Genomic DNA, 12,090 nt, shown 5'->3' on the forward strand with positions numbered 1-12,090 from the left:
GGGCCGCCCGGGGCGCACGCCGACGTGCCCCCGGGCCCGCCCCGTCCCCGCAGGAAGCCGTAGAGAACCCTCCGCTTCGAGGAGCGCACCCCGTGACCACCCTCGCCCCGCCCTCGGCCGGCGCGTCGGCGCCCGTCGGCGGACCGCCCGCCCCGCCACCGCCACCGCCCCCGCCGACCACCGAGCCGCGCCGCGAGACCCCGCGGCCCCCCGCCCGCCCCGGGCTCGCACTCGCCGGGGCGGCCCTGTGCGTTCTCGCCGCCGTGCTCCTCGGCTTCGCCGCGAACCTCACCGTCGTCGGCCACCTCCAGCACGCCCGCGACCAGCAGACCGCCTACGACGAACTGCGCAAGGAACTCGCCCTGGGCACCGCCCCCGTGGGCCAGCGGGACTACGAGGGCAAGCTGCTCGGGCCGGGCGCGCCCGTCGCCCTGCTGCGCATCCCCGCCCTCGGCCTCAAGGAGGTCGTCGCCGAGGGAACCACCCCCGAGGTGCTCATGGCGGGACCGGGGCACCGGAGGGACACCCCGCTGCCCGGTCAGGCCGGCACCGCGGTGATCATGGGCCGGCAGTGGGGGTACGGCAGCCCCTTCCACGACCTGCGCCTGCTGCCCGTCGGCAGCCGCGTCGAGATCACCACCGGCCAGGGCAGGGCGGTCTACGAGGTCACCGGTATCCGCCGGGCCGGCGACGAACTGCCCGCCCCGGTCGCCGCGGGACAGGGCCGACTCACCCTCATCACCGCGACCGGTGCGCCGTACACCCCGAACGGGGTGCTCCGGGTCGACGCCAGGCTGGTCACGGCCGTGCAGCCCAACCCGCCGCGGGACCTGCGGGCGGGCTGGATCGCCGACTCCGAGCAGGCCCTCGGCACCGACTCCGGCGCCTGGCTCGGCGTCTTCCTGTGGACCCAGGGCCTGCTGCTCGCCGCGCTGCTCACGGTGGTCTCCTTCCGCGTCTGGGGCCGCTGGCAGACCTGGATCTGCGCCGGCCCGCTGCTGCTCGCGCTGGGCCTCGCCGACTCCCAGTCCCTCACGGCACTGCTGCCGAACCTGCTCTGAACCCGCTCCGCACCACCGGCCACCCAACGGAGTTGACCCACCGCATGTCCGAGAACACCGATCTCGTCGACACCGCCGTCCAGCCGCCCGTCGAGGACGGCCGGGGCGGCGGACCCCGCTTCGGCGACGGCCCCGCCACCCTGCGCGCCGACGCCGTCTCCGCCTGGTTCGGCGACCACAAGGTCCTCGACCGGGTCTCGCTCACCATGCCCGCCCGCCAGGTCACCGCGCTCATCGGCCCCTCCGGCTGCGGCAAGTCGACCTTCCTGCGCATCCTCAACCGGATGCACGAACTGATCGGCTCGGCCTCGCTGGCCGGGCGGGTGCTGCTCGACGAGGTCGACATCTACGACCGCGGGCGGCGCATCACCCACGCCCGCCGCGAGATCGGCATGGTCTTCCAGAAGCCCAACCCCTTCCCGGCCATGTCCATCTACGACAACGTCGTCGCCGGTCTCAGGCTCAACGCCATCAGGACCGGCCGCGAGGGCAAGGACGACCTGGTCGAGGAGTGCCTCACCAAGGCGGGCCTGTGGAAGGAGGTCCGGGACCGGCTCCGGCAGCCCGGCGGGGCGCTGTCGGGCGGTCAGCAGCAGCGGCTGTGCATCGCGCGCTCGCTCGCGGTACGGCCGCGGGTGCTGCTGATGGACGAGCCGTGCTCGGCGCTCGACCCGACGTCCACCCGCCGTATCGAGGAGACCATCCACGACCTCAGGGACGAGGTGACGATCGTCATCGTCACCCACAACATGCAGCAGGCCGCCCGGGTCTCCGACAACTGCGCCTTCTTCCTCGCCGCGCACGGCACACCCGGTGTGATCGTCGAGCACGGTGGCACCCATGCCATGTTCAACTCGCCCCAGGACGAGAGGACTTCGGACTACGTGAACGGACGCTTCGGGTGACGGCGCGGCGGTGGCCGGCTGTCGGCCGGGGCGCGGGGGCGCTGGTGGCGGTGCTGCTCGTCGCCGGGTGCGGGGCCGGAGCGGGGGCGTCGGACACCGCGGACCGGACACCGGGGGATCCGGCCCCGGTGACGTCGTCGCCGTCGTCGCAGGCGGCTCCCTCGGCTCCTGCGGCTCCCGCGACGTCCGCCGCCGTGCCGGCCTCCCTCGCGCCGCCCGTACGCCGTACCGCACGGCCCGGCAGGGCAAGCCCGTCCGTGAGCGCGGACGGCGGCCGGGTGCCCGGGCCGGACCTGTCCCGCCGGGTGCCGGTCACGTCGTCCCGCCGTCCGAGCACTTCCGCCACCGCCGTGTCCCCCGCACCGAGGGCCGCCGCGGGTGCGGTCCAGCGGTCGGCCGGCACCACCATCCGGATCGGTGGCTGGTCCGCGGGCGTCATCCGCGGCGGGCAGGACGAGGTGGACGCCTGTCAGGACGCCGTGCAGTGGGCGGGACCCGACATCGGCACCGAGGACGGCTACGCGATGCGGACCGTCGTGATCGTCGGCCACGACTACTGCGGCTTCGACCTGTTCGCCACCCTTCGTGTCGGCACCCGGGTCACCGTCGGCACCCCGCGCGGCACCTGGTCGTACACCGTGTACGCCCACTACGTCACACCGGGCCGCGGCGCGCCGGCCGCCGGGCTCTACTGGGGCGACCTCACCCTGCAGTCGTGCGTGGGGCCGGACACGGGGTTCAGCTACCTCGTGCGGGACTGACCGCTCACGGCGCGCTCGGCCACACCAGCAGCATGTACGCCCCGAAGTACGCCGAGCCCGCGATCGCCGCCGTCAGGGCGAGGACGCGGACGCGTGCCGAGGCTCGGGCGAGGTACCCGGCGACCGGCAGCAGCAGCGGGAAGCCGGGCAGGAGGAACCGGGCCCGGGGGAAGTAGACGCCGCCGCTGGCCGTCACGATCAGGAGCAGGACCGCGCTGAACACCAGGAGCGGAAGCGGTTGGCGGTCCGCCGCGGAGAGCCCGAACAGGACGACGGAGACCAGCATCGTCAGGCTCACCACCACCAGGAACAGCTCCGGCCGCGAGACCTGTCCGAACAGGTGCCGTAGCCAGCGCAGGGTCTCCGCGCCGCCGTCCAGTTCGTTGTGCCACATCCGCTGCACGGCGAAGTAGCCGTCCCAGCGGCCCAGTCTGACGCCCACCCAGCCGACGTACGCGCACCAGCCGAGGGGGGCCACCAGAGCCGCCGTCAGGACGCGGGGCGAGCGGCGGATGCGCAGGGCGAGCAGCGCGGTGACCGTCACGGCGGCGGCCAGGGCGATGCCTGTCGGGCGGGTCAGCCCGGCCAGTACCGAGCCGGCCGCAGCGGACAGCCAGCGCTCGGTCAGCACCGCGTACAGCGTCCACGCGGCGAACGCCGTGAACAGGGATTCGGTGTAGCCCATCCATTGGACGAGTCCGACCGGGTACGCCGCCCACAGCACGGTGAGCAGGACGCCGACCCGGCGGCCGGCCAGCCGGTCGCCCACCGCGAACACGCCCCAGGCCGCGACCAGCGACGCCAGCCAGGCGAGCGCCAGGCCGGTGCTGGCCCGGGTGCCCGGGGTCAGCACCGCGACCGCTTTGACCAGGAGCGGATACAGCGGGAAGAACGCCAGGTTGTTGTGGTCGTAGGCGATGCCGAGGGTGTGGGTGTAGCCGTGGTCGGCGATGCCCAGGTACCAGCGGGAGTCCCACTGCGTCGCCAGCATCGGCCACACCCCGTGGTGCCGCCGGTGCGCCCACACCGCGAGGAACACCAGCCCGGTGAGCCGTACGGCGAGGTACGCGGCGAGCGCGGGAGCCGCCCGGCGCAGGGCGTGCCGGGGGGCGGCGGTCGCGGTGGGGTGGTGGGGTCGTCGGGTGCCCGGGATGTGCCCGCGGGGAGCGGTGTCGGGGGCGGTCGAGGACACGGCGGCGGCTCCAGTACGACGGCTGTTTCGGCGGGTGTTACCCGTTCACCGTTGCCCGGCCGCCGGGGTGGCGCATGGAGCCCGCGTCAACTGCGGTCGGTAAATCACCCGATGGGGTGCCACGGACCCGTACATGGGTCAACGAAAAGGTTTGGTCCAGTCGGTATTCGCCGGCCGCTGCCGGTCTCCGGCGGCCTCCGGCGGCCTCGGGGGCGGAGGTGGACCGGTTCGCGGTCGCGTGCAGGGTGGGCTGGCCGTGGGTGGGGGTGCCCCGGGGAACGGGGGCACCCCTCGGCGCGGTCAGATGCCGGCCGCCGCCGACAGGTCCCGCTTGATCGCGGTGAGCAGGGTGGTCGCGGTGGTGCGGGCCGTGGGCAGGCCGGTGTGGTCGGTCACCGGGACCACCACTTCCAGGTAGCACTTCAGTTTGGGCTCGGTGCCGCTGGGGCGGACGATGACGCGGGCGCCGGTGAGGGTGTAGCGGAGGCCGTCGGTGGGGGGCAGCCGGTCCGTGCCCCGGGTGAGGTCCTCGGCCCTGGTGACGGGGAGGCCGGCGAGTTCGGTCGGGGGGTGCTCGCGGAGGCGCCGCATCGCGTCGGCGATGACGGAGAGATCCTCGACGCGGACCGAGAGCTGGTCGGTGGCGTGCAGGCCGTGCTCCACGGCGAGGTCGTCGAGGAGGTCGAGGAGGGTGCGGCCCTCCTCCTTGAGGACCGAGGCCAGTTCGGTGATCAGAAGGGCCGCGGTGATGCCGTCCTTGTCGCGGACGCCGTCGGGGTCGACGCAGTAGCCGAGGGCCTCCTCGTAGCCGTAGCGCAGGCCGTCGACGCGGGCGATCCACTTGAAGCCGGTGAGGGTCTCCTCGTAGGGGAGGTTCGCCTTCTCGGCGATACGGCCGAGGAGGGAGGAGGAGACGATCGACTCGGCGAAGACGCCCCGCGCGCCGCGGCGGACCAGGTGGGCGGCGAGGAGGGAGCCGACCTCGTCGCCGCGGAGCATGCGCCAGGCGCCGTTGTCCTTGACGGCCGCCGCACAGCGGTCGGCGTCCGGGTCGTTGGCGATGATCAGGTCGGGGTCCGTCTCGCGGGCCTTCGCGAAGGCGAGGTCCATCGCGCCGGGCTCTTCCGGGTTGGGGAAGGCGACGGTCGGGAAGTCGGGGTCGGGGTCGGCCTGTTCGGTGACGAGGACGGGGGCGGGGAAGCCGGCGCGGGCGAAGGCGGCGAGGAGGGTGTCCTTGCCGACGCCGTGCATGGCCGTGTAGACCGTGCGGGCGGTGCGCGGGGAGGCGGGGGAGAGGACGGCGTCCGTACGGGCCAGGTAGGCGTCCAGGACGGTGTCGTCGAGGGTTTCCCAGCCGGTGTCGGGGCGGGGGACGTCGTGCAGGGTGGTGACTGCCTGGATCTCGGCGGCGATCTCCGCGTCGGCGGGCGGGACGATCTGGGAGCCGTCGCCGAGGTAGACCTTGTAGCCGTTGTCGCGGGGCGGGTTGTGGCTGGCGGTGACCTCCACGCCGGCGACCGCGCCCAGGTGCCGTATGGCGAAGGCCAGGACGGGGGTGGGGAGGGGGCGGGGGAGTACGACGGCGCGGAGGCCGGCGCCGGTCATCACGGCGGCGGTGTCGCGGGCGAAGTCGGCGGACTTGTGGCGGGCGTCGTAGCCGACGACGACGGTGCCGGTGGCGTGGCCGTGGTTCTTCAGGTACGCGGCGAGGCCGGCGGCGGCGCGGATGACGACGGAGCGGTTCATGCGCATCGGGCCGGCGCCGAGTTCGCCGCGCAGGCCGGCGGTGCCGAACTGGAGGGTGCCGCTGAAGCGGGCCGACAGTTCGGGGAGGTCGCCGGCGTCGATCAGCTTGGCCAGCTCGTCGCGGGTGTCCGGGTCCGGGTCCTCGGCGAGCCAGGTCCTGGCCCGGGCGATGAGATCGTCGTGCACGGTCGTCGTCCAACCTCTCGTGGTGTGCCTGCGGCGCATGCGCGGCTTCGGTGGGGGTGCGCGTGGCGCCTACGGTTCGGGGTGGGTCGGTGCCGGGGCGGGGAGTCTCCGTCCTCGGACCGGCGGCGCTGTCTCTCGTACGGTCCAGGCCGACGAACGCCGGCCACTGCGGGCGGAAACTCCCCGCCCCGTCCCCTTGCGATCACTCGCGATCACTCGCGATCACTCGCGACGGACGGCGGCTTCGGCGGCCGTCCCGATCCTGGCACGGGTGACTGCGGTGCTTCGTCCCGTCCAGGCTGTGGCGCGGGTGGCGGAGCGTCGTTCCGTGGCGGGCGTGGCGCGGGTGGTTGCAGCACTCCGTCGCGGTTCCGGCTTGGGTGACTGCAGCGCCCCGTGAGGGGCGCGGGGAACTGCGCGACCAGCCGCGGCGGACCCGCGGACGCACTCGGACCGCGCGCGGCAACCCGGATGGCGGCCTCAGAGCCTGCCCAGTACCTGCGCCAGCAGTTCGCCCATGCGTGCCGCAGAGTCGCGGCCCGCCTGGAGGACCTCCTCGTGGTTGAGGGGCTCGCCGGTCATGCCCGCGGCGAGGTTCGTCACCAGGGAGATGCCCAGGACCTCGGCCCCCGCCTCGCGCGCAGCGATCGCTTCGAGGACCGTCGACATGCCCACCAGGTCCGCGCCGATGACGCGGGCCATGCGGATCTCGGCCGGGGTCTCGTAGTGCGGGCCGGGGAACTGCGCGTAGACGCCCTCTTCGAGGCTGGGGTCGATCTCCTTGCACAGGGCGCGCAGGCGGGGCGAGTAGAGGTCGGTGAGGTCGACGAAGTTGGCGCCGATGATGGGGGAGGTCGCCGTCAGGTTGATGTGGTCGCTGATGAGGACCGGCTGGCCGGGGCGCATGCCCTCGCGCAGGCCGCCGCAGCCGTTAGTGAGGATGATCGTCTTGCAGCCGGCGGCCACGGCGGTGCGCACGCCGTGGGCCACGGAGGCGACGCCCCGGCCCTCGTAGTAGTGCGTACGGCCCAGGAAGACCAGCGCGCGCTTGTCACCGGAGGAGTACGAGCGGATCGTGCCGCCGTGTCCCTCCACGGCCGGCGGCGGGAAGCCGGGCAGCTCGGTGACCTGGAACTCGGCGTCGGGCGCGCCCAGGGCGTCGACGGCCGGAGCCCAGCCGGAGCCCATCACGAGGGCGACGTCGTGGGTCTCGGCGCCCGTGAGCTCGCGCAGGCGGGCGGCGGCCGCGTCGGCGGCGGCGTGGGGGTCGCCCTGGATGTCGTCCGGAAGGAGAGATGCGTTCACGCGCATGAGAGTAGCCGGTCTGGGCCTACGCGCGTAGATGACGGAGCTCATGGGATTGCGATCGTTGTCTTGTCGTTTCCGATGAAGGGGTGTGACGCGGGTTACTTTTGGGCGGGCTGTGGGTGGTCTGTGCGTCTTGGGGCTCAGCAGGGGCGCTTGCGGAGTTCCATCACGTAGTCGTGCGGGGCGCCCGCGGACTCGGCCGCGTCGGCGATCTCGCCCAGGTAGCGGGCGGACGGCAGACCGCCCTCGTAGCCGTCGAGGACGTAGAGCCAGGCGGTCTCCTCGCCCTCCAGGGTGTGCACGCGGACCTTGGCGCGGCGGTAGATGCCCAGCGCGACGCCCTCCCAGCGGTCCATGGACTCCTCGTCCATCGGGGCGAGGTCGTAGAGCCCGACGAAGACCTGGGACATCGGGTCCTCGACGATCGTCGCCAGGGAGCCCTCCCAGCCCATCTGCTCGCCGCCGAAGGTCAGCCGCCAGCCGTTCAGCCAGCCGGTGGCGCGCAGGGGCGAGTGCGGGGCGCGGCGGGACATCAGCCGCGCGTCGAGATTGCCGGCGTACGCGGCGTAGAGCGACGACATGGAGAGAGGGTACGGCAGGCGTCACGGTGGTCACTCCCGTCCCGGGGAGCACCGGGTGGCGCCCCCGGGCAGTAGCACCTTGAAGCGTGCGGGACAATGGAGTACGTGACTCGGATCGTGATCATCGGTGGCGGACCCGGCGGCTATGAAGCGGCGCTGGTGGGCGCGCAGCTCGGCGCGGAGGTGACCGTCGTCGACTGCGACGGTCTGGGCGGAGCGTCGGTGCTGACCGACTGCGTGCCGTCGAAGACCCTTATCGCTACGGCCGAGGTCATGACGACCTTCGATTCGTCGTACGAGGAACTGGGGATCATCGTCGCCGACGACACCCCGCCGCTGGAGCAGGCCGCGCGGGTGGTCGGCGTCGATCTGGGGAAGGTCAACCGGCGGGTGAAGCGGCTCGCGCTCGCCCAGTCGCACGACATCACCGCCTCGGTGACGCGTGCGGGTGCGCGGGTCATGCGGGGGCGGGGGCGGCTGGAGGGCATGCAGGCCCTGGACGGGTCGCGGAAGGTCGTGGTCAGCGCGGCGGACGGGAGTGAGGAGACTCTCGTCGCGGACGCGGTGCTCATCGCCACCGGTGGTCATCCGCGGGAGGTGCCCGACGCCCAGCCGGACGGCGAGCGCATCCTGAACTGGACCCAGGTGTACGACCTGACCGAGCTGCCCGAGGAACTCATCGTGGTCGGGTCGGGTGTGACCGGTGCCGAGTTCGCGGGGGCGTACCAGGCGCTGGGCTCGAAGGTCACGCTGGTGTCGTCGCGGGACCGGGTGCTGCCCGGTGAGGACCCGGACGCGGCGGCTGTGCTGGAGGACGTCTTCCGGCGGCGTGGGATGAATGTCATGGCGCGGTCGCGGGCGGCCGCGGCCAAGCGGGTGGGGGACCGGGTCGAGGTCACGCTCGCGGACGGGCGGGTCATCAGCGGGTCGCACTGTCTGATGGCCGTGGGCGCCATTCCGAACAGCGCGGGGCTCGGGCTGGAGGAGGCGGGCGTCAAGGTGCGCGACTCCGGGCACATCTGGACCGACAAGGTGTCGCGGACGACGGCTCCGGGGGTGTACGCCGCCGGTGACGTGACGGGCGTGTTCGCGCTGGCGTCGGTGGCCGCCATGCAGGGGCGGATCGCGATGTACCACTTCCTGGGTGACGCGGTGGCCCCGCTGAACCTGAAGACGGTGTCCTCGAACGTCTTCACCGATCCGGAGATCGCCACCGTGGGGTACACGCAGGCGGACGTGGATGCCGGGAAGATCGACGCCCGGGTGGTGAAGCTGCCGCTGCTGCGGAACCCGCGCGCCAAGATGCAGGGCATCCGGGACGGCTTCGTGAAGATGTTCTGCCGGCCGGGGACGGGGATCGTGGTGGGCGGTGTGGTGGTCTCGCCGCGGGCCTCGGAGCTGATCCATCCGATCTCGATCGCCGTCGACAACAATCTGACGGTCGAACAGATCGCGAACGCCTTCACGGTGTATCCCTCTCTTTCGGGGTCGATCGCGGAGGTGGCGCGGCAGTTGCACACCCGGAAGACCGGCAGCGAACTCTGACGGCCGGAACCGACTCCCCGCTGGTCACGGGGAGTTGTCGGACATGCGAGCGGCATAGTCGGGCGGGATGGGCCCTATACCACTCCTGACCCTGCTGTGCGAACAACTTCTGCTATTCGGCGCAAACTGCTGAAAGCAGACGGTCGTTGGGGTTACTGTCAGTTTCGTGTTCGCTGCAGAACGTCGCCAATTGATCCTCGAAATGGTGCGAGCGAACGGGGCCGTGTCGCTCCGTGAGCTCGCCCGCGTCGTCCAGACCTCCGAAGTGACCGTACGGCGGGACGTGCGCGCGCTGGAGGCAGAAGGACTCCTCGACCGCCGGCATGGCGGTGCGGTACTGCCGGGCGGGTTCACGCGGGAGTCCGGCTTTCCGCAGAAGTCTCATCTCGCGACCGCCGAGAAGACGGCCATCGCCGATCTCGCCGCGGGCCTCGTCGAAGAGGGCGAGGCCATCGTGGTCGGTGCGGGTACCACCACCCAGGAGCTCGCCCGCCGGCTGGCCAGAGTGCCCGGCCTCACCGTCGTCACCAACTCACTGCTGGTGGCGCAGGCCTTGGCCCATGCCAACCGGGTCGAGGTCGTGATGACCGGCGGGACCCTGCGGGGCTCCAACTACGCGCTCGTCGGCTCCGGTGCGGAGCAGTCCCTCCAGGGGCTGCGCGTGTCGAAGGCCTTCCTGTCCGGGAGCGGCCTGACGGCCGAGCGGGGGCTGTCCACGTCCAACATGCTGTCGGCGTCCGTCGACCGGGCGCTGGTGCAGGCCGCCGCGGAGGTCGTGATCCTCGCCGACCACACCAAGCTCGGTACGGACACCATGTTCCAGACCGTGCCGACCGATGTCATCACCCGGCTGGTCACGGACGAGCCGCCGGGCCACGACGACCGTGCCCTCACCGAGCTGCAGGCCCTTGCCGATCAGGGGGTGCAGATCGCCGTGGCCGGGGCGTCGGGAAGCCCGGGGGGTGACCAGGTCCCGGCGCGGCAACAGCATCACCAGCGTCGGGACGTCGCCCTGCCGGGGCCGCGCCGGAGTCAGGGGCCGGGGGCGTCGGGACTGCGCTCGGCGTCGATGCTCCAGGGGGAGCCGCCGACGGGGGCCGAGCGGGGGCGGGTTGCTGACATGCGGCGGCGGTGAGGGGCTTCAGCGCCTAAGCGCCGTGGGGGTTCGGTCGTTGCGCGGGTGCCGGTCCACTGTGGCTGGTCGCGCCGTTCCCCGCGCCCCTGGGTTTCTCCGGCTTGAGTCCGTTCAGAGTCAGGGTCAGCAAGCGGTCCGCCAGGGCCGGGTCTTCCGGTGACTCCTCCGCCGCCAGGGCGATGGCGTGGGTGAGTCGGAGGAGATCGGTGATCTGTACGTCCGGGCGTACCGTGCCCGTTTTCTGAGCCCGGGTCAGCAGGGCCGCGCCCGCCTCCCGTATCGGGGTGCCGCAGCGGGAGAGGGCCGAGGCCGGGGAGGCCGACATCAGGGCCCTCGACAGGCCCCGGTAGGCCGCCGCGTGGACGACCACCTCGTGCAGCCAGGTCAGCAGGGCCTGGCACGGGTGCGCGGCCGTCTGCAACGCGTCGGCCCTGGCAAGGAGTTCGTCCACCGCGTCCTCGAAGACCGCGCTCATCAGGGCGTGCCGGTCCGGGAAGTGGCGGTAGAGGGTGCCGATGCCCACGCCGGCCCGCCGGGCCACATCCTCCAGCGAGGCGTCCGTGCCGTGCTCGGCGAACACGGCGCGGGCCTCGGCCAGCAGCCGGTCGTGGTTGCGGCGGGCGTCGGCGCGCATAGGCGTTCCAGAAAGTCGGGCGCCCGGCGAACGGTCGGTTGACGTTCGCCGGGCGATGCGATGCGGGGTGGCGTCAGTCCTTGATCTCGCAGATCACGGCGCCGGAGGTGAGGGACGCGCCGACCTCGGCGGCGAGGCCCTTGACGGTGCCGGCCTTGTGGGCGTTGAGGGGCTGTTCCATCTTCATGGCCTCCAGGACGACGATCAGGTCGCCCTCCTTGACCTCCTGGCCCTCCTCGACCGCGACCTTGACGATCGTGCCCTGCATCGGCGAGGCGAGGGTGTCGCCGGAGGCGGCCGGGCCGGACTTCTTGGCGGCGCGGCGCTTCGGCTTGGCGCCGGCGGCGAGGCCGGTGCGGGCCAGGGTCATGCCCAGGGCGGCCGGGAGGGAGACCTCCAGGCGCTTGCCGCCGACCTCGACGACGATCGTCTCGCGGTCCTTGTCCTCCTCGGCCTCGGCGTCGGCCGGGGCGGCGAAGGGCTTGATCTCGTTGACGAACCCGGTCTCGATCCAGCGGGTGTGGACCGTGAAGGGGTCCTCGGAGCCGGTCAGCTCGGGAGCGAACGCCGGGTCGCGGACGACGACGCGGTGGAAGGGGATCGCGGTGGCCATGCCCTCGACCTGGAACTCGTCCAGCGCACGGGCGGCCCGCTGGAGCGCTTCGGCGCGGGTGCGGCCGGTGACGACCAGCTTGGCCAGCAGGGAGTCCCAGGCGGGGCCGATCACGCTGCCGGCCTCCACGCCCGCGTCCAGGCGGACACCGGGACCCGAGGGCGCGTCGAAGCGGGTGACGGTGCCCGGAGCGGGCAGGAAGCCCCGGCCCGGGTCCTCCCCGTTGATCCGGAACTCGAAGGAATGACCGCGCAGCTCCGGGTCGCCGTAACCGAGTGGTTCGCCGTCGGCGATCCGGAACATCTCGCGGACCAGGTCGATCCCGGCGACCTCCTCGGTCACCGGGTGCTCGACCTGCAGACGGGTGTTGACCTCCAGGAAGGAGATCGTGCCGTCCTGCCCGACCAGGAACTCGCAGGTGCC

Annotated in this window: 11 protein-coding genes; 5 read left to right on the forward strand and 6 right to left on the reverse strand. The window is 72.8% G+C overall.

The window, feature by feature from the left end; translation table 11 throughout:
* Nucleotides 1-92: 92 nt before the first annotated feature.
* Genes IEZ11_RS29060 through IEZ11_RS29070 form a run of 3 tightly spaced genes read left to right on the forward strand, consistent with a single transcriptional unit; the run spans nucleotide 93 to nucleotide 2,727 of the window.
* Nucleotides 93-1,061, forward strand: coding sequence for a sortase (locus IEZ11_RS29060; protein WP_189265867.1), 969 nt, complete (start codon nucleotides 93-95; stop codon nucleotides 1,059-1,061).
* Nucleotides 1,062-1,105: 44 nt separating this feature from the next.
* The gene (locus IEZ11_RS29065) at nucleotides 1,106-1,966 is read left to right on the forward strand and encodes a phosphate ABC transporter ATP-binding protein (protein ID WP_189265868.1); all 861 of its coding nucleotides are present in this window, start codon (nucleotides 1,106-1,108) and stop codon (nucleotides 1,964-1,966) included.
* Complete coding sequence (locus IEZ11_RS29070; RefSeq protein ID WP_189265869.1) at nucleotides 1,963-2,727, forward strand: hypothetical protein; 765 nt, start codon at nucleotides 1,963-1,965, stop codon at nucleotides 2,725-2,727. Before IEZ11_RS29065 ends, IEZ11_RS29070 begins: the two co-directional genes overlap by 4 nt.
* A 4-nt stretch (nucleotides 2,728-2,731) precedes the next feature.
* Here IEZ11_RS29070 and IEZ11_RS29075 read toward each other — a convergent pair whose 3' ends face one another.
* From IEZ11_RS29075 to IEZ11_RS29090, 4 genes are all read right to left on the reverse strand, one after another.
* Entirely contained in the window at nucleotides 2,732-3,919 is a 1,188-nt protein-coding gene (locus IEZ11_RS29075) for a putative hexosyltransferase (protein WP_189265870.1), read from the reverse strand.
* A 300-nt stretch (nucleotides 3,920-4,219) separates the two neighbouring features.
* Complete coding sequence (locus IEZ11_RS29080; protein WP_189265871.1) at nucleotides 4,220-5,851, reverse strand: phospho-sugar mutase; 1,632 nt, start codon at nucleotides 5,849-5,851, stop codon at nucleotides 4,220-4,222.
* 480 nt (nucleotides 5,852-6,331) lie between these two features.
* Complete coding sequence (locus IEZ11_RS29085; RefSeq protein ID WP_189265872.1) at nucleotides 6,332-7,156, reverse strand: purine-nucleoside phosphorylase; 825 nt, start codon at nucleotides 7,154-7,156, stop codon at nucleotides 6,332-6,334.
* 143 nt (nucleotides 7,157-7,299) lie between these two features.
* The gene (locus IEZ11_RS29090) at nucleotides 7,300-7,740 is read right to left on the reverse strand and encodes a gamma-glutamylcyclotransferase family protein (RefSeq protein WP_189265873.1); all 441 of its coding nucleotides are present in this window, start codon (nucleotides 7,738-7,740) and stop codon (nucleotides 7,300-7,302) included.
* 96 nt (nucleotides 7,741-7,836) lie between these two features.
* Between IEZ11_RS29090 and IEZ11_RS29095 the strand changes: the two genes are divergently transcribed.
* Nucleotides 7,837-9,285 (forward strand): NAD(P)H-quinone dehydrogenase, encoded by a 1,449-nt coding sequence (locus IEZ11_RS29095; protein WP_189265874.1) that lies wholly within the window; start codon nucleotides 7,837-7,839, stop codon nucleotides 9,283-9,285.
* 166 nt (nucleotides 9,286-9,451) lie between these two features.
* On the forward strand, nucleotides 9,452-10,420 hold the full coding sequence (locus IEZ11_RS29100; protein WP_189265875.1) for a DeoR/GlpR family DNA-binding transcription regulator: 969 nt from the start codon (nucleotides 9,452-9,454) through the stop codon (nucleotides 10,418-10,420).
* A 13-nt stretch (nucleotides 10,421-10,433) separates the two neighbouring features.
* Here IEZ11_RS29100 and IEZ11_RS29105 read toward each other — a convergent pair whose 3' ends face one another.
* On the reverse strand, nucleotides 10,434-11,054 hold the full coding sequence (locus tag IEZ11_RS29105) for a TetR/AcrR family transcriptional regulator (RefSeq protein ID WP_189265876.1): 621 nt from the start codon (nucleotides 11,052-11,054) through the stop codon (nucleotides 10,434-10,436).
* A 73-nt stretch (nucleotides 11,055-11,127) separates the two neighbouring features.
* On the reverse strand, nucleotides 11,128-12,090 hold a 963-nt coding region (locus tag IEZ11_RS29110; RefSeq protein ID WP_189265877.1), incomplete at its 5' end, for a biotin/lipoyl-containing protein.

It is taken from the genome of Streptomyces fuscichromogenes, assembly GCF_014645815.1.
In the GTDB taxonomy this organism is placed as follows: domain Bacteria; phylum Actinomycetota; class Actinomycetes; order Streptomycetales; family Streptomycetaceae; genus Streptomyces; species Streptomyces fuscichromogenes.